Raw genomic sequence first — 21,953 nt, 5'->3', positions numbered from 1 at the left:
GATGGCCCGTCGCGGCGGCCCGCGGAGCCGTGCCGGAGTGCGGGCATGCCGAGCCTAAGCGAGGCACCGAGTGGTGGGGCAAAGCGTTTTTTGGTTACTTTTTTAGGCGTTTGTAAAAAAGTGACCCGCTGTAAGAGCGGAACCATAAGTAGCCGTTACCGAAGAAACGGATATGTACTCAATCAATCAATCAATCAATCAAACCACTCCCCCCGCTCAAGAAACGTATTCCGAATCATCTCCACCACCCACCCCACCTCCAGCGGATGCCGCACATCAGCACCCACCCCCATCCAGACCTGCCGCTGCATCCCCTCCAGAAACACCCCATCCAACGCCGTCAACCCACGATCAAAACAACTCATATACCGCGGCAACAACCCAATACACGCACTGCACCGAATCATCTCCAGCATCAGCGGATACGCTTCCACCCGCACCACCCCCGCCAGCCGCTGCTCCACCAGGCTATTCCACGGCCGCAGCGCCTCCACCTGCCGGTCCGGCTGCCACTGCACCAACATATAATCCGCAAGGTCTTCAATGCTGTCCGGCCGCACCGCCAACCGCGAATACCGCTTGGCAATATGCGGCGAATAATCCAACCGCGCCAACACCTCCGGCGCCCCAATGGCAAAACTCGGCCCCGCCCCCGGCGAATCCATACCCGACAACCACACCACCACATCCGCATCCAGCGCCTGCAACCCCAACTCGCTGTCGATGGAAATGATCTCCAGCCGCACACTCGCATTGCGCCGCAACAGCGCAATCAGGTCGCGCCCCAGAATGTCATGCAGGATCGACTCGGCAACCGCCAGCCGAATCAACGGTTGCTCCAGCACCGGCAAGCGTCGCTCATGCGCCAGGGCAATCAACTGCGCCTGCAACTGCTGCCCTTCACGACTCAGGGCCAGGACATTGCCTTGATAGCTGAACAGCGAACGCCGCAGTTGCTCTTCCAGCTGCGCCAGGCGCTTGCGCAACTGCGTGGCCTTGATGTTGAGGCTGCGAGCCGCCTGCATGAAACACCCACAGCGGGCGCTGATCAGGAAATACTGCGCCACCTCGGGCTCGATCGCGGCCGCCAGGGCCAGCCAGGCCTCGCGGGATTCAGTCGACGCACGATAAGGCGCGACGCCGTGGGGTACAGCCGGTTCAACAAATACCATGGGAGACTCCCTGTCTTGTGGGTACTGTGCATCCAATGCGGTGATACGGTTTTACTCCAGCACCTTGTTCAGCTCGGCGCCGTCGATACTCAAGGTCGCGGTATTGAGCATGCCTTCCAGGTAGGCCTTGGCAATCTGCTCCTGGCGTTGCGCACGCAAGGCCTCGGTCAGGCGGCCACGCAGTTCATCCAGCGTGGCCGTGCGCGCCGGTTGTTGCCCAGTGAGTTTGAGCACGTGAAAACCCGCCGCACTCTGCACCGGCTCCGACACCCCGCCCGTCTTGAGCCGCGCCACCACACCGCGCATTTCAGGCACCAATTGCTGCAATGGCTGCATCCCGGCATCGCCACCGCGCCGGGCGCTGTCGGGGTCCTGGGAATACTGGCTGGCCAGGGCGGCAAACTCGCCCGGCGAGGCCTGCGCCTTACGGCTCAACTCCTGGGCCTGGCGGCGCACATTGTCGACGGTTTGCGGGTCGCTCACGGCCAGGAAAATCTGGCTGACCTGGTACAACGGCGGCGTCACCCATTGTGCCTTTCCGCTGTCATAGGCTTGCTGCAATTCAGCGGCGCTGGGGTAATCCGTCGGCACCTGGCTGACCGACAACATGTAGTCGCGAAACACGATCTGCTCGGTGGCGGCGCGGGTTTGCTGCTCCACCTCCGGGCGCTGCCGCCAGCCCTGGGCATCGGCCTGTTCAAGCACAGCCTTTTGCGCCAGGCGTGAACGCAGCCAGGTTTCCAGGGCGCTGCGGTTGCCACGCAACTGCTCGCGGGTTTCCGCCGGCAAGGCGGCCAACACCGACTTGAGTTCGGCGAGGTCGATCTGCTGGTTGCCCAGGCGCGCCACCGCCGGGCCGCCCTTCACGGCCAGCGGTGCAGGCTGCTGGGCTGCGACCGGGTCACTGCCCGGCCGCAGGCTCAACCCCACCGCGACCGCCAGCACCACCAGGGCGCCAGCGCCGACCACCAGGGTTGGTTTCTTCACAGGGCAGGCGCCTCTTCACGGGCATCGACGGCAGGCGCGGCGTCGGCCTGGGCTTGAAGCTGGGCGGCTTGCTGGCTGTATTCACGCAGGTAGACGATGAATTCCTGCAGCAGGCGGTCCCACAATTCCAGCTGATTGCGCAAGTACGGCGCACCCACGCCGGCGGCCACCACGTCCATCTCCATCAGCAGGAACTCACCCTGCAACGACAACCGCGCAAAACGTCGGGAAGCGTTCCAGACCTGGGCCAGCCCCTCGGGCAATTCGCCCTGCACCCGCAGCGCGCAGCTGTAGGTGAAGTCCACGTAGCTGCCCTGCTCTGCCGCCGGGTTGCCGAAACGCACGGCGAAGCCAATGCCCTGGCTTGCGCTGAGCAATTGCACGATGCCGTTCTGCTCGGTCTGGTTGACCCGGTAGCCGGCTTCCTGCAGCAGCTCGGTCAAGGCTTGCGGGGTCACGCTGCTGATCAGTTGTACGTCGCTCATAGGGGTATCTTCCTTGTCGATCAATGATTAGTGACGGTCTGTGGAGCATCGAACCGATTAAGGTAAAGGCCGTCACCAAAACCCTGGGCGAGTTCCTCGAACTTGACCCGGGTGCTGCTGGCGAACGGTTGGCGGATGCTCATCACGTCGGCCACGTCGATTTTTTCGTAGGCCGTCAGCAACTGCTGGGCCACGTCGTACATCTGTTGATTCTTGACTGAACATTGCTGCACTTGTGTGTCACGTTCCGTGAGTTGCGCCTGCAAACGTGCGCGCTCGGTTTCTTTGCCCCGGGCGATTACCAGCAAGTCTTCATAGGCTTTCTTGAACTTGCCCACCTGCTCATTGCTCGCGGCCACCTGGGCCTGGGCCTGGCTATGCAGGCTCTGTTGCTGGCCCACCAGTTGCTCGGCCACGCCACGGGTCTTTTCCAGTTCGGCGGTCAGTTGCTTGACCTGCGCCTGGGCCTGCTTGGCCTGGGTTTCGGCGGCGATGCGTGCGGCACTGGCCTGGGCCTGCTCGCTTTGCAGCGCCTGCAACTGCTGGGTGGTGCTGCGCAGCTGAGTGCGCAGGCGCTCCTCCATGCCTTCAGCCGAAGCGCCGGTGGTAACGAGCAGTAGAAGCAGGCCGCAAATTCGCGTGTTCATGAGCTTTCTCCGGCGCATCAGAAGCGCGTGTTGAGTTCCAGTTGCATGACATCCACTTCAAACGGCGCGCCATACACTTCGGAGGCGCTGAGCCAACGGGCACTGGCGTAGATGTTCTTGTCGAGGCCGTAGTTGGCGCCGATGAAATAGCCCTTGGCGTTGGTGCCGCCGAGGTGGAACGAGGAGTCGTTGAAGCCGTCCGGCAAGGCATCCGGCTGGATGTATTTGTAGCCGGCCAGCACGTTCCAGTCGCCCTTCTTGCGCATCTCCAGCGCACTGCCGAGGGTGAACTGTACCAGCAGCGCATTGCCGCCACTTTCAAACTGGCCGTCGCTGTTGAGGTTGTTGACGATCTGGCCTTCGCTGCGTTTGAGCATCTCGCCCTTGTCGTAGGCCAGGTTGTGGATGAAGTTGGTCTGGCTGCGCAGCTTGAGGTCCTCCGGCAGCTCGCTGTCCCACGCCAGGTTGAGGTCCAGCACATTGAACTTGGACGCCAGGCCGACGAATTGCGGTTGCGGGGTCAGGCCAGGCGTTGCCGGGTTGGGGGTGATGTCTCGCAGCAGGAACACGCTGTTGCCCTTCTGCATGAAGGCCAGGCGCGCGCCATCGGTATCGCACGCCGGCTGGCCGGCCCACGGCGAGCAAGGGCTGGAGCGTTCGCCCTGGATATCGCCGAAGTGGTAGTAGGCCATCGAGCCCTTCAGGCTGTTGCTGCGGTTGATCTTCCAGTCGGCGCCGATCTGCCCGCCGAACAGCCATTTGTTTTCGCTCTCGTCCTTGTCGAAGCCGTTGGTGGTGGCGGTGTCGGGGCTGTATTCCACCGGGAACGCGCCGAGGGTGCCGAACAGGCCCCAGTCGCTGTTGAGCTTGTGGTTGAAGATCGCCGCCACACCGTCGAAGTTGAGGTCCCCGGAATACATCATGTCGGTGGAATAGAACGGGTTGGCAAAACGTCCGGCGGTCAGGGTCATGTAGTCGGTGGTCTTCCAGGTGAGGTAGCCCTGGTCGAGCCAGATGTCTTTCTTGCCGAAGCCGCCGCCCAGGGTCTGGGTGGTGGACACCGGGTTGTTGTCGTTGCCGGTGCCGAGGCGGATGCCGGCGGTCCATTCCGGCGAGATCACGGCTTTCATGCCCAGGCGGGCGCGCAGGCGGAACAGGTTCTCGCGGTCTTCGCGGGTGTTGAGCAGCGGCGGCAATTTGGTGTTGGTGTTCTTGTTCACGTCGTAGGGGCCGCTGTCGTTGAGCTTGGCGTAATCGACGATTTCATTGCTGTTGTTGCCCGAGAAATAGCGCGACTCATCCCGCAGGCGAATATCGCCGTCGAAGCTGATGCGCGAGACCCACTCCGGGAACGTGTTGGGCTGGGCCCAGTTTTCCTGCTTGGCGGTGGCCATGACCTCGGCCTTGACCTGGTCGCGAATCTGGTCGCGCACCGCGGCCGGCACGTACTGCACCCGCACATCGCCGGGGGCCGCAGTTGGACCTGCCGCTACTGCCGTGGCGGTGCTGGCCTGGCGTGCCTGCTGAGCCTCTTTTTCAGCCTGGGCGATCAGCCCGTCGGCCTGTTCCTGCTTGAGCACACCTTGCTGCACCAGCAGGCGGATCAGGTTGATCGTGGCGTTTTCCGAAGGCGCGGCGGCGGCCGTCGCCTGGCCGACCAGGGTCGCGATGACCATGCCGACCGCCAGGGTCAATCGATTCACGTGGGAAATCATCTGCACACAACTCCTGTAGAAAACTGCAAAAAAGGGTTCGATCAATCCGGGCGCCGGCCCTTGAGGGACAGGCGTACCGGCAGGGTCATTGAGGCGGGTGTGCGTTCCTTCAGCCGCGGTGTGGCACGCAACGCGGCCAGCACCTGGGCGTCGGTGTCGGCGTCGCCGCTGGACTTGGCCAGCTCCACGCGCGTCACCTCGCCGTCTGCGCTCAGCCACAGGTCGGCCTGCACCGTGTAGGCCTTCTTGCGCAGCTCCGGGTCTTCCCGCAGCAGGCGCTGGAACACCCCGGCCAGGTACTGCTTGAACGTCCCGGTGCCGAGCCCGCCACCACCGGAACCGGCCATGCCGCCGCCCTTGCCGGCACCGATGTTGAAACCGTCGGTACCGGACTGCGCGTCGCCGTCGATCTGCATCGGGTTGGCCAGGTCGTCTGCTGGCGAAGGCGGTGCCTCTTCCTCGGGCTTGACCTCGTCGGGGGTCGGCGTGGGTTCCGGCTCAGGGATTTTTTCCTGCACCTCGGGCTCCGGTTCCTTGGGTTTTTCCGGCGGCGGTGGTGGCGGTGGCGGCAACGGAATAATCGTCGGCACCTTGGGCGCTTCACGGCGCACGCCACTCATGTCATTGGCCCACTGCCAGAGAAACCAGGCAGCCACGGCGCCCAGCAGCAGGCCGATGCCCCACTTCAGCGGGCGCAATGGCGGCTTGTTCTTGAGGGGCGTCGGCGCGATCGGCATCTGTGCGGTCATGACTCAGCCCTGGCTCGGTTTGCCGGTGACCAGCCCGACCTGGGACAGCTCCAGGCGACGCAGCAGGTCGAGCACTTCGATGACCTTCTGGTACTGCACCATGGCGTCGCCGCGCACGATCACCGGGAAGTCCGGGTTCAGCGCTTTCTCGATGCGCAGGCGCTCTTCCAGCTCAGGCAAGGTCACCGGGTAAGCGTCGAGAAACACCTGGCCGCCATCGTTCACCGAGATGGCCTTGGTCTTGGCCTCGGACAGCGATACCGAAGCACTGGCCTTGGGCAGGTGGATCTGGATCCCCGAGACCTGGGCGGTGGCGGTGAGGATAAACATCACCAACACCACCATCAGCACGTCCACCAGGGGCGTGATGTTGATGCTGTCGACGGGTGCGTCATCGTCATCGTCGTGGGAGGCATTCACGGAAGCCATGCTGATTCTCCTCAGGCCGGGACGTGGGCGTGGGCGTGGTGGTCGCGACGGTGCGCCGCTTCACTGTGCTGGCTCTCGCCGTGCATCTCCGCCAGGCGGGTGATGAACTCGTCGACGAACACGCGCATGTCGGCGCTGACTTCCTTGTTGCGGGTAATCAGGCGGTTGTAGCCAAACAGCGCGGGGATCGCGACAAACAGGCCCATGGCCGTGGCCAGCAAGGCCGCCGCCATGCCCGGGGCGATGGCGTTGATGTTCACGTCGCCGGCCATCGCCGTGCCGAGGAACACCACCATGATCCCCAGCACGGTGCCGAGCAGGCCGATATACGGGCCACCGGCAATCGCGTTGGAGAGGGTCGACAGCTTGGCGCCGAGCTGCTGGTTTTCCCGGGTACGCACGCCGTCCATGGAGCAGCGGATGGCTTCGATGGTGGCTGCCGAGACCGACGAGGTGTCGGCGCCCTGGGCGCGGCGAGTGCGGATTTCCTTGACCGCGACCCGGTACAGGCGCCACAGCGAGGAATGGGTCAGGCGCTCAGCCAGTAACGCGTCGTCGTAGTACATCTCCAGGCGCGTACCGATCTGTGCGAATTGCTCGCGGAAGATATCGTTGGCAGCACTCACGCGACTGACCTGGCGGTTCTTGCGGAGCATGATGAACCACGACTGGAACATCATCCCCACCAGCACCAGGATGATCACCCAGGCATCCACCGGCACCGCCTTGAGCAGGAACCCCAGGCTGCCGAAGCCGAAGCCCGACTGTTCTTCATCCACGCCATAGGCCACCAGTTTCGACTCGGCGCCCTGGGCCGTGGCATCGGCCAGCAACAGGGCTGCCGGGCGCGCGACCTTGGACAAGCGCAGTTCGTCCATGGCCCCGGTAAACGGCAGGTGCCCGTTGGCGGCTTCCGGCAAATCGGCACCGATGGCCAGTTGCGAATTGAACGCCGGCATCGCCACTGCGAGGGTCGCGGTCTCACGGCCATTGACGTACAGCGAGACCTTGTCGCCCTCGGCGGTGAACGCCAGGTGCTGCCATTGGCCGGGGTTCAGCGGCTGGGTCGAGACAGCGCGCTGGCCGTCGATTTCAATAAACGGCATGCCCTGGTTCAAGCCCAGCAACAGGCTGTGGGCGCCCTCGCGACGAGCCACCACCACTTGCTCGCCGCTGGCCTGGTCGACCCGCAACCAGGCGCTGAAAGTGAAGGCGCCGCCCGCTGCGTGTTGCAGCGACGGGCTGGCTGGCAGCAGCAACGGCTGGCCACTGAACTGCAAGGCCCGGCCGATCACGCCGTCGATGCTCGCACCGGTGGCGTTTACGGCAGTGTTGCCGTAGGCCGTGGTGTCCCGGGGCGGCGTGCCGTTGGCGCCGTCGAAGTGGTAGAGCGCGGTGTAGTTCGGGTCGAAGGTCAACTGGCCGTTGGCGGTGGCCGGCGCCTTCTGGTTGCCGTAGTACATCCACAGGTCCTGGCGCTGGCCGCCTTCGACCTTGGGCACATCGACCCAGATCAGCGCCATGCCCATCAGCGGGTCGAAGCTTTCGATCTGGTGGTTGAACACGGTCTTGTCGTCGGCGCTGACAAAGCGCAGGTCGGCGCCGTCGTCCTTGACCCCGTCAAAGCTGAAGTTGCCGGTGTGCAGGCGCACCAGCAGCGCGGTGCGGCCCAGGGCCTGGCTGATGGCTGCGCCCTGGGAGGTGGTGTCCACCGTGATCTGTTTACGGTAGTGCCAATCGTCCTGCCACCAGGCATGGGCGGTGGCCGGGAGCGCGAAGCCCAGGCAGATCAACAGGCTCAGAAATAGGCGTTGCATGTCAGGAGTCTCCGAAAAAAGGGGTCAGAAAGTCGCCTGCACACTGAAGTGCAGTCGCGAGTCCTGTTTCTGGGTATTTGGGCCTTCAAGCAGCGGGTAGCCCCAATCCAGGCTGCCGGACAACCACTTGCTCAAACTGGCGCGGGTGCCGAGGCCGACACTGGCCAGGCTGTATTCGTCTTCCTGCTCGGGCAGCGGGTCATGCAGGCGCAGGCGTGCGCCTTCGGCAAACGCATAGAAGCGCCACTCCTGCACGTAGCTGCCGAGGAACTTGGCCAGGGACGGCGTGCGCAGCTCCTGGGACAACAGGTAGCCTTCGTCGCCGGTGCGCTCGGCGGCGAGATACCCGCGTACCGACGTAGCGCCGCCAGCGGAATATTGCTCGTTGGACACCAGCGGCCCCGAGGCCAGCTGGAAGCCGGCCTTGGACGCCGACTGCCAGTCGTTGCCGAAGGTGTAGGTGTAATTCAGGTCACCCTTGAGCACCGCAAAACTCGGGCTGGCCTTGTCACGCTTGTACTGGAACTCCTCGGCGTCGCTGCCGTAGCCGAAGAACGCGCGGGTACCCACCACCAGGCTCAAGCCCAGCCCCAATTGCGACTGCTCGGTGTAGCGGTAGCCGTTGTAGCCGAAGGTCAGCGGTGCGTACTTGAGCGGGATATCGTCCGTGCTGCCGCCAAACTTCATCTGCTCCTTGAAGTCCTTGAAGTCGACCCCGGCAGAGAACGAATTGGCCCAATTGCCACTGGCCGGCAGGCTGTAGATCGCCGACACGCCATAGGAATGGCCCTTGCCCAACACGTTGCTGCCGCCGATGGTGGCGATGTTGCTGTCGGACTGATAACCGGAGAACTGCAGGCTCCAGCGATCAGTCAGCGGCGCGGTGTAGGAGCCCGACCAGACCTTGGCGTTGTCGCTGTCCTGGGGCGCGGTGAAGTAGGTCAGGGAAATGCTGTGGCCCAGTTGCCAGAGGTTGTCGTAACCCAGGGTCGCGACGCTGCGCAGCTCCTTGGTGTCGGCGCTGTAGTCGTTGTTCAGGCCGAGGCTGGCGTGCCAGGGGTTCTGGTCTTCCACCTGCAGGTCGACGTCCATGGTGCCGGGGCGCTGGCCCTCGCGGACCAGCGGCGTGACCTGCCGCCCGGCGCTGCGATTGAGGCCGGCGAGTTGGGTTTGCACGCTGGTGAAATCCGGAACCGCGCCCTCCTTCAAGCCGGGTACTTCGTCGCGGATTTCCACCGGCGAATAGTGCTTGGCGCCTACCACGCGGACGCGCCCGACCTTGGTTTCGCTGACCTGCAGGTAGACGATTCCGTCATCGACCTTCTGCTCCGGCAGTTCGACGAACACCGACTGATAGCCGCGTGCCTGATAGATCTTCTGCAAGGCATCCCGGGCGCCTTCGATGTCGGCGAGGGTCTTTTGCGGGCCGAGAAACGGGTACACCGCCTCTTCGATCGCACGAGCGTCGAGCACGGTGTTGCCGCGCACGAAGTACTCGTTGACGTCCACCAGCCGTGCCGGAGGCTCGGGCTGGGTGCCCTGCTCTTCGGCCTGTAGCGGTTGCGCCAGTGCACCCAGCGTCAGCCAGCACAGCGCCAGCGTTGATTTGAACAGATGCTCCACACCGCCCCCTGGTTTACTCAAGATGATTGCCGTCGCCGTTTGCCCGGCGTTTGGCCTGTTCAATTGCTGGATATCGAGGTGTTGCCGTGCCGGGCGAGCCAGGTGTGCAGCAGGGCGAAGTTCAGGGAGAACTCCGGCATGTGCAGCAAGGCGCCACAGAACACTTCACCGATGATTTTCTGGATCAACTGCACCGCCTGCGGGTTGTTCAGGAACGTGGCGATGTCGCGTTGCAGGAGGTTGATGCCCCAGACTTTCTGGTTCAGGTCGAGGCCGACGAACCAGCGGAACAGCAGGTTGTAGTTGAGTTGTTCGTGCAGTTGCTGTTCGTTGGGGACTGAGTACAGGAGTTGCAGCAGCAGGATCTGCAAGACGGTCTGGGGGGCGATCTGGGTGCCGGGTTGGGCCTGGAGCAGGTCGCGGTGGAGGTCGAGGATGTCGTCGATCTGCGGGCGCAGCAAGACCAGTGAATGGCCTGCGGGGATGTAGCTGGAGACTTCCTTGAGCGCGCCTTGCCAGTCGTCCTGGGAGACGATCCATACCCACGGTGCGCCATAGCGGTAGACCGAGACCGGTTTTTTGCGTGCGGCTTCGACGATCTTTGACAGGCGCTGGTCGAGCTCCTGCATGCCGACTTTCGAGTAACGTTCCATAGTTCCCATTCGCCCCACTCCTGGCATCCTGCTTGCGGCTCTGACGTCGCCTTTTTTGGCGGTGTTGAGCGCGTTACATAGCCAAGACGGGGGTCGCTGGGGACTACCGAACTTTTGTCATAAAAGCTTCTTTTTTGGGGCGGGGTGAGGTGGGCATATCCGTTGCTGCGGTCAGGGCTGGTATTGGTTCCGCTCTTACAGCGGCTCACTTTTGGAGTGTTGTGAAGCAAAATCAAAAGTTAAAGCGGGCACGGTTCAAATGTGGGAGCTGGCTTGCCTGCGATGGCATCGCCTCGGTGTATCTGAAAAACCGAGGTGTCTGCATCGCAGGCAAGCCAGCTCCCACAGAAAAGCAGAACCACGGAGTGCGGGCATGCCGAGCCTAGGCGAGGCACCGAGTGGTGGAGCAGAGACCTTTTGGTTACTTTTGGCTGGGCCGGCATTCCGGGCGTTTGCCAAAAGTGACCCGCTGTAAGAGCGGAACCATAAGCGGCCGTTACCGAAGAAACGGAGATGTACTCAAACCAAAGACCCCGGCAACGGCAACTCATAAGACTTCTTAACCGTCCTGACCACCAAAGTAGACGAATAAGTACGAATCGGAATATCCCGATAAATCTCTAAAAACCGATAGATATAATCAGTGTACTCAGTGGCATCCCGAAACTTCGCCACCATCACAAAATCAAACTCCCCGGTCAGCAGATAACAGTCCTGAATCTCCGGATGACTCGCCAGGATATGCTGCATCTTGCGGTCGATATCATTGCTGTCCCTATCAAGCTTGATCAGGAAGAACGCCGTAACCTGAATCCCAAGCTTGCGCTCATCCAGCACCGCCACCTTGGCCTTGATAATCCCGACACTCTCCAACCGCCTGATACGCCGGTAACAACTGGTTGAAGACAGCCCGACACTGTCACTCAACAACTCCAGACTCTGACTGCAATCCCTTTGCAATTTCCCCAGAATCTTCAAATCCATGGCATCTGTCATTTTTTCCATATCTTCCTTGAAAAAACTGCAATGAATCCACCGTAAACACCCACCAATTTGCACAAATCCTGCGCGGTGGCGCACTAACATCAATCCAGCTTAGCAGCCCAGCCAAATCAGGCACCGGGGCCGCATGAGAGGGATCTTATGATAGTCGCGAAACCGACATGGGCCACCGATATCCACGGCCTATTCAGCGCCCCCTACTGGATCCCCCAAGAGCAACGCGCCGCCGTCGCCGCCTCTTGGGTGGGCTGCATGAACGCCTACTTCGTATTCCTCGAAGACCCCGCCTCCGTCAAGACCTGGTCCGAAACCATCTACCAGCACCTGGCCTCCCGCAGCATGCCGCTGACCCTCGACCAGCAGCAGTTCTGGCCCATCGACGCGCTGGAAACCTTCAGGCTGTGGGTCAACCAGGGCTGGCGCCTCACTCCCGCCTCACCGTTCGACGAGGCAGAACGCATCCCCCCACCCGACCTGCCTCACCCGGTCAAACGCGTGCGCCAGGACATTCGCGCACTGACACAGGAACAACTGAACCTGTACCGCTCACGCCTCGATGACGTAATGCAGGTGGCCAACGCCGACAGCGGCTCCCCGTGGCAGCGTTACGCCTATATCCACACCAACTGGTGCCTGCATTACCAGGAAGCGTTTGCCCTGTGGCACCGGGCCTATCTGCTGTACCTGGAAGCGCTGATCGACTGCCCCATCCCCTACTGGGACTGGATGGCCGAAGACGCCAGTGTCGACGGCAGCCCCCAGGCCGGCTTGCCCCAGGCGTTTCTCGATGAAACCTACGTGCACCCGCACACCGGCGAGGTTCGCCCTAATCCGTTGCGCTACGCCGCTGCCAAGGACGGCTGTTCGAAGGTCTGTGAAAAGGCCAGGGTACCCGGTGTGGACTGCCGCTTCGTGCAACGCAACCCGCTGTTCTACACCCGGGGCGAAACGCAGCGCGTCGAACGCACCCAGTTGTACGGCATGAGCCGGATTTTCCAGCAACAGGTGGTCGATGCCCTGAAGTTCAACACCTTCAGCCAGCCCCAGGGCGTGCCAGGTTATCCCTGGGCGAACATCCCGGTGTTTGATCCCCCCCAGGAAGATGACCTGTACCCCAACCGTGCGCTGAATTTCGACGGGCTCTACGAGCAGCCCCACGACAACTATCACGGCTGGATCGGCGGCGACATGGCCGACAACGCCTACACCGCGTTCGACCCGGTGTTCAGCTCCTACCACGCCAATATCGACCGGATGCTGGAGGTCTGGATCCGCGCCCATCCGGCAGCGCAGTACACCACCCAGTGCCTGCTCCAGCCGTTTGCCGGCAGCGAGGCCGACGATGTCACCTTCACCAGTGCCGACGCCTGGCGCTACACCACCCTGGGGGACATGGCCCAGGACAGTCGGCATATCGGCTATGACTACGGTGTGCCCGTCGCACCGCCCTTTGGCACCCGCCGCCCGGCCGCAAAAGCCTGCTGCCAGCAAAGTTCGACGCCGATGCAAGCGCAGGAACAAACCGCAAGCCTGGGCCCGTGGGTGGTGTTCGACCATGTGCGCTGCACCCACGACACCTACCTGATCGACGTATTCCTCAACCAGCCCGACGCCACGCCGCAGCAGGTGAGCGCCGACAATCCGCACTATGTCGGGCGCTTCAGTCGCATCGGCATGGGCCTGGTGGATGACAAAGGCCGCTGCATCACCCATGGCGTGTCACGCGCGCTGAATGCCGCGCGCACTGCTGCCGCATTGAACCTTCGCCCCACTGACACCACGCAGTTATCCGTGGTGGTGACCCATCTCGATAGTGCCCGGGTGTTGACGCCGCAAGAGTACGCGCCGCTGCCTGGCTTTATCGCCCAACTGGTGTGGGACGACCCGCGCCAAACCGTCGCCGGCCCTGCTCCCAGTGCCGGTTGCTGCTCCGTTTCCACCACAACAACACCTGGAGAATCGACATGAGCACACCCTTCAAACAATTCACCTCTCCCGCCGGGCAAGCTCCCAAGGACTACAACAAGCTGGGCCTGGAAAACCAGTTGCCGCAGTTTGAAACCGACTGGAACAACGACCTCACCGGCTGGACCCAGTCCGCGATCATCGGCAACCCGTGGTCGGGCCTCAATGACGCGCCGCGCTCGGGCTATTACAACCCACTGGTGGAAGGCTACGGCCCCACCACGCCGCCGGCGATTACCTGGGCGCCCTTCCCCAATCGACTGTGGACGTTTTTCTACAACAACGGCACAGCGGTGATTCCACAGTTGGGCGGCAAGGCCATGTCCATGCAACAGGTGATGGAGCTGACCGACAACGGCCAGATTACGATCAATAACACCCTGTACATGCTCTACGACCCGAACAAGCAAGGCACCCTGCTGCAACTGCCCGTCACTCGCTGCCCGAGCATCGACTGGCAAGGCAAGTACAAGGATTTCTCGCCTTCGGGCCCCCGTGGCTGGCTTGACGAATATTGCGAGTGGTCCATCGTGCGCGATGCCGACGGCAACATGCGCAAGATCACCTTCACTTGCGAAAACCCGGCGTATTTCCTGGCCATGTGGCGCATCGATCCGACTGCTGTACTGGGGCTGTATCGCGACTACATCGACCCACAGGTGCAACTCGAAGACCTGTACCTGCGCTACACCGCCGACTGCCCGACCGGTAAGGCCGGCGATCCGGTCATCGACCCCACCACCGGTCAACCGGCCTACGACACCGTCAACAAATGGAACGCCGGCACCGCCTGTGTGCCTGGCCAGTACGGCGGCGCGATGCACCTGACCTCCGGCCCCAACACCCTGAGCGCCGAGGTGTACCTGGCTGCCGCGGCGACCATCCTGCGGCCATTGAGCAGCAGCCAGAATTCCCAGGCGTTGATCTGCTGCGCGCAATACGGGCAGAACTACCGCAACTCCGATCCGCATATCGGTTTCTCGGCCAACAGCGTGGCAGTGAACAACCGGCTGTCGCTGACCAACCCCATCGGCTTGTACCTGCAACAACCCACCGACTTCTCGGCGTGGAAAGGCCCCCAGGGCCAGGACGTCAGCCAGTACTGGAAAATCACCCGTGGCACCGCCAAGTCCGCCGCCAACGGCTCCGACCAGATTCTGCAAGCGGTGTTTGAAGTGCCGGCCAGCGCCGGGTTCTCGATCAACGACATCACCATCAGCGGCCAGCCGATCGACTACGTGTGGGTGATTGCCCAGCAGTTGCTGGTGGGCCTGAGTGTGACAACCACGCCCATCAGCCCGACGCCGGATTCCTGCCCGTGCGTGACGGACCGGGTCAACGGCGTGCAACCCTGGCCGGTACAGCTGCTGCCGCTGGACCTGTTCTACGGGCAGTCACCCACCGACCTGCCGGCCTGGCTGGCACCCGGCACCAGCGGGCAGTTTGCCCTAGTGGTGCAAGGCGCCGACCTCAAGACCACCGCCGAGACGGCGCGGGTGCAATTCTCCAATCCAGGGGTGACGGCGCAGGTCACAAAGTTCCTGCCGGATGCCTCGGCCATCCCCGGGCAAACCAACTCCGGTGGCACCCAGGGCTACCTGCTGACCATCACCGTAAGCCCCACTGCCGCACCGGGGCTGGTGACAGTGCGCGCCCTCAACCCGGGCGAAGCCGATAACCCCAGCGCGGCGGAACACCCATGGGAATCCGGATTGGCGCTGGTGCCTGGCGCCTGACTGATACAGCCCATCAGCCGCACCCACCCAGGGTGCGGCTTTACCTGCTTGCAAGGAGCGCGATGATGTCCAGGTTACGCTTGAGTGTTTTATCGCTGCTGACCAGTGTGGTGCTGAGCCTGTTCGCCATGCAGGCCGCCTACGCATCCCCCACTTCCGACGCCGACGCTTGCGTGCAGCAACAGTTGGTGTTCAACCCGAAAAGCGGCGGCTTCCTGCCGATCAACAACTTCAACGCCACCGGCCAGAGCTTCATGAATTGCTTTGGCTGGCAGTTGTTCATTGCCCTGAACTGGCCGGTGAATCCCGGTTGGCCAGCCACGCCTGCCCTCGCGGGTGAGCCGGACATGAACAGTACCCTGGCGCAATTCGGCGTACCGACTGCCTCCGGCCAGCCGATGAGCGTGGCGCCGGTATGGGCCAGCTACAAGGACGCCAACGATATCTTCCTGCCCGGCGCGCCCGCGCCCACCGGCTGGGGCGTGCAAACCCTGGTGCCGTCCAATTGCAGCACCCAGGGCAGCCTCAGGGCGATGTCGGTGGGGGCGCGCAAGTTCATGACCGCCACCTCCGAAAGCGCGATCAACGCGCGGCATGGGTTTCACCTGTCCAGCGGCACCCTGGCCTCGATTCCGGACCCGATCATGGAAGCCTCCGGCGGCTGGCTGACGGACCAGTCGCAGAACCTGGTGTTTTTTGAACGCAAGGTCGGCAAGGCCGAGTTCGACTACATCGTCAGCAAAGGGCTGTACGACGCGGCCAACCAGCTGAAAGTCGCGCAGAACCTCGACAACCAGAACCCCGGCGGGCTGTCCTTGCCCATCGGTGAACCCATGCGCTCGCTGCCGCCCAACCCGGTGCCGCAGGAGCAACTGGGAGCTCTGGAGGTCAAGGCAGCATGGCGAATCCTCACCGGCAAACCCGAGCTCTACGGACGTTACCTGACCACCGTCGCCTGGCTCAAAAACCCGGCCACCTTGCAGTGCACCCAGCAGGTGGTGGGCCTGGTGGGCCTGCATATCATCAACAAGACCCAGGCCTCGCCCAACTTCATCTGGACCACCTTCGAGCAGGTAGACAACGTGCCGGAACCCAACCAGGTGCCGCCACAACAAACGCCGCCCGACAGCTTTGCCTTCAACAACCCGAACTGCGGCACCGGCCCCGAATGCACGCCGAACGTGGCGCGTATCCAGTGCAAGCAGCAGCATCCGGACCGCGACTGCACCGAGCCGTTTCCACGGGACCAACCCGTGCAGACCACCCGGGAACATCCGCTGCCCACTGAACTGCAGGCGCTTAACGGCGCGGTGCAGGCCAATTTTGCCCAGCAGAGCCAGGGCAAGTCGGTGTTCCAGTACTACAAACTGATCAACGTACTCTGGACCCTCACCCCCAACCCGCCCACCCAGCCGGAACCGGGTGTCAGTGCGCAAGTGCCGCTGTCCTACGGGCCATTTATCAGCCAGGGCAACGTACCGGTGGCCAACACCACCCTGGAGACCTACGTCCAGGGCGATAACTGCAATGCCTGTCATCAGTACGCGACCATCGCCGGCAGCTCGACCCTGGCCTCGGACTTTTCGTTCCTGTTCAACAGTGCCGATTCGGCCAGCAAGAAAAGCCTGGTCAAGCGCGTAAAAGCCTTCCAGACCCTCAAGGACGGTTCACCCTGAACTCGACTGTTCAGACCGCTGCTCAAGGTTTCTCGGTACTGTAAGGCCTTGAGCATTTGGTCCTTGCGCTAGCTCCTGCTGGTTAAAAGAGGCGCCCCTTATCAAGTAACGCCCGAAATGTCCGACAGCCCCCCGCATCTACCCGGTAAGACCGCTCTCGAGGGATATCGTGTGGCCACCCGCCGGCCACTCATGACTTTTGGTAAAGAGTCCTTTTCGGATTCAGCGGTTTTTCCGAAGGAACGAGAGGCCGATACTCGACTCCATTGTTCACACCACTTCAGGAGTCACTCATGTCCATTCCCGCATTCGGCCTCGGCACGTTCCGCCTGCAAGGCCAGGTCGTCATCGACTCCGTCAGCACCGGCCTGGAGCTGGGCTATCGCGTCATCGACACCGCACAAATCTACGAAAACGAAGCCGACGTCGGCCAGGCCATCGCCGACAGCGGCATCCCACGGGACGAACTGTTCATCACCAGCAAGATCTGGATCGCCAACTTCGCCGAAGGCCAGCTGATTCCCAGCCTCAAGGAAAGCCTGCGCAAACTCCAGACCGACTACCTGGACCTGACCCTGATCCACTGGCCATCGCCGGAAGACCAGGTACCGGTCGCCGAGTTCATGGGCCAGTTGCTGGAAGCCAAGCGCCAGGGCCTGACCCGCCAGATCGGTATTTCCAACTTCACCGTCGACCTGATGAAGCAGGCAATTGCCGCCGTCGGTGCCGAGCACATCGCGACCAACCAGGTGGAACTGCACCCGTACCTGCAAAACCGCACCGTGGCGGAGTTTGCCAAGGCCCATGGCATCCAGATCACGTCCTACATGACCCTGGCCTACGGCGAAGTGCTGAAGGACCCAGTGATCCAGCAGATCGCCGAACGTCATCAGGCAACCCCGGCGCAAGTGACCCTGGCGTGGGCCATGCAACTGGGCTACGCGGTGATCCCGTCATCGACCAAGCGCGCCAACCTGGCCAGCAACCTCAAGGCTCTGGACCTGACCCTGAGTGACGCTGACATGGCGCAGGTCGCGGCCCTGGAGCGTGGCCATCGGCTGACCAGCCCCAAAGGCATCGCCCCGAACTGGGACTAAGCCGCAGGGCGGCTGGACAACTCCCGCAGCCACGGCAACACGCGCAACCCGTCGGTGGCTGACGGCGGGTCGATGATGTCCATGAAGTGTTCGAGGGTGATGCTGTCCGGCGTACCCGGCAGGCGCACCAGCAGGGTTGGTGCGACGGCCGGCGTGCCCAGTTCGCGGATATCGTAGACCAGCACATGGCGAATCTGCGGGTGCTGTTCCTGGAAGGCCAGCACCCCGCCGTCGCTGTCTGCCAGCCCGGCGTTGATGATCAGCACATCGAACGGCCTGGCCGGAATCGCCGTGAGGATTCGCACTTCTTCGAACGTCTGCACCGGAACGATGCGGTAGTAGCCCAGTTGGTTGAGCATTTTTTCGATGTACAGTCGTTGCAGATGCTGTTCATCGGCAATCAGGAGGGTCAGTGCTTTGTTTGGCATGGCGAACACCTGAGCAAGAAGCGCTCGTGAAGGACTGGACGCACTATTTTCCAGACATATTCCGAAGACTAAATAAGGCTTGTTCCACCTTCACGTAGGAGTTGTCCCAAACAGCTCAATGCCCCTCCGCACCGGTCAAGTCTGATTGCAATACCCCGACAGCGCGTGGTGCAGGTGCGCGAGCGCTTCATCCATGCCATCGATGGCACTGGCCAATTCGTCGCGGGCCTGACGTTCACAAACGCTTTCCAATCCCTCGCAGCAAACCATCAGTGCATGGGCCTTGACCATCTTTGCCCCGCCCTTGGTGCGATGGGCCAGGTCATGCAGGCCGGCAAAGTCTGCCTTGCGTTGCAGGTTCACCAGCTGCCCATGGTCTGCCTCAAGGCTGTCGAGCAAGGGCGCCAGCAGCTCCTTCACCGCGTCGATATCCCCGCCGGTCAGTTTCTCAAGGTGGCTCAAGTCAAAGTCTGCCGCCAGTTCATCCGTGGTGCCGGGCGCCACCGAAGGTGTGGCCGTGCGCCGCGCCAGGGCCGCATGCAAATCCTCAAGCCCGGTGGGTTTGAACAGGCAGCCATCCATGCCCGCCTGCCGGCAGCGCTCGGCTTCCTCGGGCTGGGCGTTGGCGGTAAACCCCAGCAACAGGCACGGCGCCAGGCCACGCTCGCCCTCCAGGGTGCGGATATCCCGCGCCAACTCATAACCGTCCTTGAACGGCATATTGCAGTCGGTAATCACCCCGTCAAAATGCCCGGACAGCCACAACTCAAGCCCCTCGACGCCATCTTCGGCGGTGGTGATCCGGTGCCCCAGGAAGCTCAATTGCCGGGCCAGCAGCAGCCGGTTGGCCGGGTAGTCATCCACCACCAGAATGTTCAGCGCGTGGGCCGGCGGAGTTTCCACGGCAACCGGTGCGGGCGGCATCAGCGTGCTGTCGGCGACTGCCAGCTCCAGGGTGACATCCACCCGAGTGCCCTGCCCCAGCAGGCTGCTCAATTGCAATTGCCCCCCCATCATCTCGCACAGGTTGCGGCTGATGACCAGGCCCAGGCCCGAACCGCTGCGCGCCGATTGCGCAGTGTTGCTGCCCTGGATAAACGGGTTGAACAGGCGCTTCTGGTCTTCGACACTGATGCCGATGCCGGTGTCTTCCACCCAAAGCCTGAGGTTCAAGTAGCCGCTGGCAATCGCCGACGAGCCGGACGCGCCAAGCCGCACCCGGCCGTGAGGGGTGAACTTGATCGCGTTGCTCAAAAGGTTCGACACCACTTGCTTGAAGCGCATCGGGTCCACCAGCACGTACCGATCAATCAGCGGGTCGAGCTCCACCTGCAGTACCAGGCCCCTGGCCCGCGCCAGCCCCTCGAAAACCCGCGCCACCGACGCCAGCAACTCGTGCAGGTTCGAAGGCTCGAGGGTCAGGGACAGGTGGCCCGATTCTATACGCGCGATATCGAGGATATCGCCGATCAATTCCAGCATGCCCCGTGACGCATCAGCGGCCACCTCCAGCGCATCGCGGTCGGCCCGGTTCTGCTCGGCGGCTTTCAGGGCCAGTTCGATCATGCCGATCACGGCGTTCATGGGCGTGCGGATTTCATGGCTCATGGTCGCGAGAAACGTGGTCTTGGCGCGGTTGGCCGCGTCGGCATCCTCCTTGGCCTCCTGCAACTGGCCGAGCAGTTGCTGCCTTTCGCTGACATCCACCCAGCCGGCGATCATGCCCACCACCTGCTCATTACCGTCGCGGTACGGCAGCATCCAGTGGTAGATGGTCAGGACCGCACCGCCCGGCACCTTGAGCAAGCGGTCCTGGATCTGTGGCTCGCCCCGCTCCATCAAGCGCAGGTAATCCTGATGAAAAGACTCGGCCTGGGGGCGATTGCCGGTGTCGGTCTCGACCACGGTTTTACCGGTCACGTCCTCCAGCTTGAAACCGAACACATCAAGGTAAGCGCTATTGCACGCCATCAGCCGGCCCAGGCGATCACGCACATAAATCGGATGGGGTGTGCCGTCGATCAGCACGCCCATAAAGCGCATCTGATCACTCAGCGCTCGTTCGGCCTCGACGCGCTTGCGTATTAGCTGACGCAGATAAATCGCCCAGCCGAGGGTGATCAGCAACAGCAGCGCCGCCAGGCTGAAACCTTGAATAATCGCATTGCGGTGCCGCGCCCAGTAGCTGTCTTCAACCAATACCTCGCTACGCCAGTGGCCAGCCAATTCGTCCATTTCCTGGGGCGTAATACTCAGCAGCGCCTTGTCGAGGATCGAATACAACTCCAGTTGGCTGCGGTTGACGCCAAAGGCTATACGGGCCGGCTCGGACCCGACCGTGCTGGTGATCCGCAACCGGTCACGGTACTCGCGGGCAATCATGTAGCGGGCGCTGATCAAGGTATTGACGGCGGCATCGGCACCGCCATCGGCCACCAGCTCCATGCCGTGCTCGGGGTTCTCGACGTCCACGAACTTGATGCTCGGATAGTCCTGGGCGATGCCCTCCTGCAGGCTATTGCTGCCAATCAGCGCCAGGCGCTTGCCGGCCATGTCTTCCAGGGTAAGGGGGCTGCCGTCATCAATGCGACTGACCAACACAAACGGATTGGTCAGGTAAGGCCGGGTAATGCGTACCTTGTCCGTGCGCTCGACGCTGGGGGTGACCACCGCGATCATGTCTGCACCACCGGTGTTGACCCTGTCGATTTGCCGGAGCATCGAGGTGCCGGGAATGAAGTCAAACTTCAATCCCGTGCGCAAGCTGATGCGGGCCAGCACCTCGGCGCTCAACCCTTCGAACGCGCCCTGCTTGTCGATAAATGAAACCGGCAGAAACTTGTCGAGTACCGCGACCTTGATCCTCGGGTTCTTGTCCAGCCAACGCTGTTCACTGGCACTCAAGCGCAGCCGGTCCGCCCCCAGGAACCCCAGGTTGCCGGCACTCCAGCGCCGGAGGATTTCCATCTGCTCGCTGACCGGGATCACCGCCAGTGCCGCATTGATGATCGACAGCAAGCGCGCGTTGTCCCGGGAAAATGCAAACGCGAAGGGATTGACCTCAAGTGACGAGAAGTCGGCCATGCGGACGTTGTTCAGGTGGTTCCTGTTGATCAGGTAGTTGGTGCTGATTGCATCGCCGAGGTAAACATCTGCATGGCCGAACGCAACCGCGCCGATGGCCTCGAAGGTTGAAGGGAACAGCTGGATCCGGGCATTGGGGTAAAACGCCTGCACCGCGTCAGGCTGCATGTAGTGATAAAACATCGCCACACGTTTATCGGCCAGGTCGCTGCTCAGGCCCTGGCTGTCACCCGTGCGGGTGACCAGGGTCGGTTGATCCATGGCATAGGAGCGCGAGAGTACCAACTGCGGGTCTGCCGCCTCGTAGCCGTTGGCAGATCCCACAAAATCCACCTCGCCACGCTTGAGCGCGGTGATGACTTCATCGCGATTGTCGTAGCGGCGCACTTCTATCGTGATGTTCAGCGCATCGGCGATCAGCGACGCGTAATCCGCAGTAATCCCCTCGAGTTCATCGCTGGTGCTCAACTCGAATGGTGCGTAGTCGGGCCCAGAGATCCCCATCAACAACCGGCGCCGTTCGCGCAGCCAGCTCCACTGCGTTTCATGCAGCCGTACGGCGGGCGTTTCAATGACGGAATGCCCCAACAGATACAGGGTGCGCGGCTCGCCAAGCGCCAGGCCTTGTGTGCAGAGCGCGCCCAGCAGCACACTTGCGCTGAGCCACAAGACCCGAAAGTTGATCATT

At 62.4% G+C, this 21,953-nt stretch carries 17 protein-coding genes; 4 read left to right on the top strand and 13 right to left on the bottom strand.

Annotation, left to right across the window (positions count from 1 at the left end):
• Positions 1-194: 194 nt before the first annotated feature.
• The 11 genes from HX801_RS04525 to HX801_RS04475 all read right to left on the bottom strand — a co-directional run bounded on the left by HX801_RS04525 (position 195) and on the right by HX801_RS04475 (position 11,261).
• On the bottom strand, positions 195-1,172 hold the full coding sequence (locus HX801_RS04525) for a LysR family transcriptional regulator (protein ID WP_177021677.1): 978 nt from the start codon (positions 1,170-1,172) through the stop codon (positions 195-197).
• Between the two features lie 51 nt (positions 1,173-1,223).
• Positions 1,224-2,159, bottom strand: a complete 936-nt coding sequence (locus HX801_RS04520; protein ID WP_177021676.1) for a peptidylprolyl isomerase — start codon at positions 2,157-2,159, stop codon at positions 1,224-1,226.
• Positions 2,156-2,644, bottom strand: coding sequence for a YbjN domain-containing protein (locus HX801_RS04515; protein ID WP_177021675.1), 489 nt, complete (start codon positions 2,642-2,644; stop codon positions 2,156-2,158). Before HX801_RS04515 ends, HX801_RS04520 begins: the two co-directional genes overlap by 4 nt.
• A 20-nt stretch (positions 2,645-2,664) precedes the next feature.
• Positions 2,665-3,291: a hypothetical protein gene (locus HX801_RS04510; protein WP_008430322.1), complete on the bottom strand. Its 627-nt coding sequence runs from the start codon at positions 3,289-3,291 to the stop codon at positions 2,665-2,667.
• Between the two features lie 17 nt (positions 3,292-3,308).
• Entirely contained in the window at positions 3,309-5,006 is a 1,698-nt protein-coding gene (locus tag HX801_RS04505) for a putative porin (RefSeq protein ID WP_177021674.1), read from the bottom strand.
• A 41-nt stretch (positions 5,007-5,047) separates the two neighbouring features.
• Positions 5,048-5,755, bottom strand: coding sequence for an energy transducer TonB (locus HX801_RS04500; protein WP_177021673.1), 708 nt, complete (start codon positions 5,753-5,755; stop codon positions 5,048-5,050).
• 3 nt (positions 5,756-5,758) lie between these two features.
• Positions 5,759-6,184, bottom strand: a complete 426-nt coding sequence (locus tag HX801_RS04495) for a biopolymer transporter ExbD (RefSeq protein WP_003211540.1) — start codon at positions 6,182-6,184, stop codon at positions 5,759-5,761.
• An 11-nt stretch (positions 6,185-6,195) separates the two neighbouring features.
• Positions 6,196-8,001: a DUF2341 domain-containing protein gene (locus tag HX801_RS04490; RefSeq protein ID WP_177021672.1), complete on the bottom strand. Its 1,806-nt coding sequence runs from the start codon at positions 7,999-8,001 to the stop codon at positions 6,196-6,198.
• A 24-nt stretch (positions 8,002-8,025) separates the two neighbouring features.
• Positions 8,026-9,624 carry a ShlB/FhaC/HecB family hemolysin secretion/activation protein gene (locus tag HX801_RS04485; RefSeq protein WP_008430334.1) on the bottom strand — a complete coding sequence of 533 codons (1,599 nt, stop codon included), beginning with the start codon at positions 9,622-9,624 and terminating at the stop codon, positions 8,026-8,028.
• A gap of 59 nt (positions 9,625-9,683) precedes the next feature.
• On the bottom strand, positions 9,684-10,277 hold the full coding sequence (locus tag HX801_RS04480; protein WP_087694077.1) for a transposase: 594 nt from the start codon (positions 10,275-10,277) through the stop codon (positions 9,684-9,686).
• A 519-nt stretch (positions 10,278-10,796) separates the two neighbouring features.
• A complete protein-coding gene (locus HX801_RS04475) occupies positions 10,797-11,261 on the bottom strand; it encodes an Lrp/AsnC family transcriptional regulator (protein ID WP_032899475.1) in 465 nt (154 codons plus the stop codon).
• Between the two features lie 159 nt (positions 11,262-11,420).
• Between HX801_RS04475 and HX801_RS04470 the strand changes: the two genes are divergently transcribed.
• The 4 genes from HX801_RS04470 (at position 11,421) to dkgB (ending at position 17,753) form a co-directional block, all read left to right on the top strand.
• Positions 11,421-13,247: a tyrosinase family protein gene (locus tag HX801_RS04470; protein WP_177021671.1), complete on the top strand. Its 1,827-nt coding sequence runs from the start codon at positions 11,421-11,423 to the stop codon at positions 13,245-13,247.
• The gene (locus tag HX801_RS04465) at positions 13,244-14,980 is read left to right on the top strand and encodes a hypothetical protein (RefSeq protein ID WP_177021670.1); all 1,737 of its coding nucleotides are present in this window, start codon (positions 13,244-13,246) and stop codon (positions 14,978-14,980) included. The genes HX801_RS04470 and HX801_RS04465 overlap by 4 nt, the downstream gene beginning before the upstream one ends.
• 65 nt (positions 14,981-15,045) lie before the next feature.
• Positions 15,046-16,656: a hypothetical protein gene (locus tag HX801_RS04460; protein ID WP_177021669.1), complete on the top strand. Its 1,611-nt coding sequence runs from the start codon at positions 15,046-15,048 to the stop codon at positions 16,654-16,656.
• Positions 16,657-16,949: 293 nt separating this feature from the next.
• Positions 16,950-17,753 carry a 2,5-didehydrogluconate reductase DkgB gene (dkgB, locus tag HX801_RS04455; protein ID WP_177021668.1) on the top strand — a complete coding sequence of 268 codons (804 nt, stop codon included), beginning with the start codon at positions 16,950-16,952 and terminating at the stop codon, positions 17,751-17,753.
• On the opposite strand, the gene HX801_RS04450 is transcribed toward dkgB, so the two are convergent.
• Together HX801_RS04450 and HX801_RS04445 are read right to left on the bottom strand one after the other, a co-directional pair.
• The gene (locus HX801_RS04450; protein ID WP_177021667.1) at positions 17,750-18,181 is read right to left on the bottom strand and encodes a chemotaxis protein CheY; all 432 of its coding nucleotides are present in this window, start codon (positions 18,179-18,181) and stop codon (positions 17,750-17,752) included. The genes dkgB and HX801_RS04450 overlap by 4 nt on opposite strands.
• A gap of 135 nt (positions 18,182-18,316) precedes the next feature.
• On the bottom strand, positions 18,317-21,952 hold the full coding sequence (locus HX801_RS04445; RefSeq protein WP_177021666.1) for a transporter substrate-binding domain-containing protein: 3,636 nt from the start codon (positions 21,950-21,952) through the stop codon (positions 18,317-18,319).
• Position 21,953: the final 1 nt, after the last annotated feature.

This window comes from Pseudomonas sp. G1002 (assembly GCF_013385455.1).
Taxonomy (GTDB): Bacteria; Pseudomonadota; Gammaproteobacteria; order Pseudomonadales; family Pseudomonadaceae; genus Aquipseudomonas.
Note: the sequence above shows the minus strand (reverse complement) of the source record. Positions and strands in the feature narration are given on the sequence as shown.

Bases quoted from the DNA above. Each gene is read 5' to 3' on its own strand.
- HX801_RS04495 (WP_003211540.1), bottom strand. From the start codon at position 6,184: ATGGCTTCCGTGAATGCCTCCCACGACGATGACGATGACGCACCCGTC.
- HX801_RS04515 (WP_177021675.1), bottom strand. From the start codon at position 2,644: ATGAGCGACGTACAACTGATCAGCAGCGTGACCCCGCAAGCCTTGACC.
- HX801_RS04450 (WP_177021667.1), bottom strand. From the start codon at position 18,181: ATGCCAAACAAAGCACTGACCCTCCTGATTGCCGATGAACAGCATCTG.
- HX801_RS04480 (WP_087694077.1), bottom strand. From the start codon at position 10,277: ATGGAACGTTACTCGAAAGTCGGCATGCAGGAGCTCGACCAGCGCCTG.
- HX801_RS04505 (WP_177021674.1), bottom strand. From the start codon at position 5,006: ATGATTTCCCACGTGAATCGATTGACCCTGGCGGTCGGCATGGTCATC.
- HX801_RS04500 (WP_177021673.1), bottom strand. From the start codon at position 5,755: ATGACCGCACAGATGCCGATCGCGCCGACGCCCCTCAAGAACAAGCCG.
- HX801_RS04510 (WP_008430322.1), bottom strand. From the start codon at position 3,291: ATGAACACGCGAATTTGCGGCCTGCTTCTACTGCTCGTTACCACCGGC.
- HX801_RS04465 (WP_177021670.1), top strand. From the start codon at position 13,244: ATGAGCACACCCTTCAAACAATTCACCTCTCCCGCCGGGCAAGCTCCC.
- dkgB (WP_177021668.1), top strand. From the start codon at position 16,950: ATGTCCATTCCCGCATTCGGCCTCGGCACGTTCCGCCTGCAAGGCCAG.
- HX801_RS04490 (WP_177021672.1), bottom strand. From the start codon at position 8,001: ATGCAACGCCTATTTCTGAGCCTGTTGATCTGCCTGGGCTTCGCGCTC.
- HX801_RS04470 (WP_177021671.1), top strand. From the start codon at position 11,421: ATGATAGTCGCGAAACCGACATGGGCCACCGATATCCACGGCCTATTC.
- HX801_RS04475 (WP_032899475.1), bottom strand. From the start codon at position 11,261: ATGGATTTGAAGATTCTGGGGAAATTGCAAAGGGATTGCAGTCAGAGT.
- HX801_RS04445 (WP_177021666.1), bottom strand. From the start codon at position 21,952: ATGATCAACTTTCGGGTCTTGTGGCTCAGCGCAAGTGTGCTGCTGGGC.
- HX801_RS04525 (WP_177021677.1), bottom strand. From the start codon at position 1,172: ATGGTATTTGTTGAACCGGCTGTACCCCACGGCGTCGCGCCTTATCGT.
- HX801_RS04460 (WP_177021669.1), top strand. From the start codon at position 15,046: ATGTCCAGGTTACGCTTGAGTGTTTTATCGCTGCTGACCAGTGTGGTG.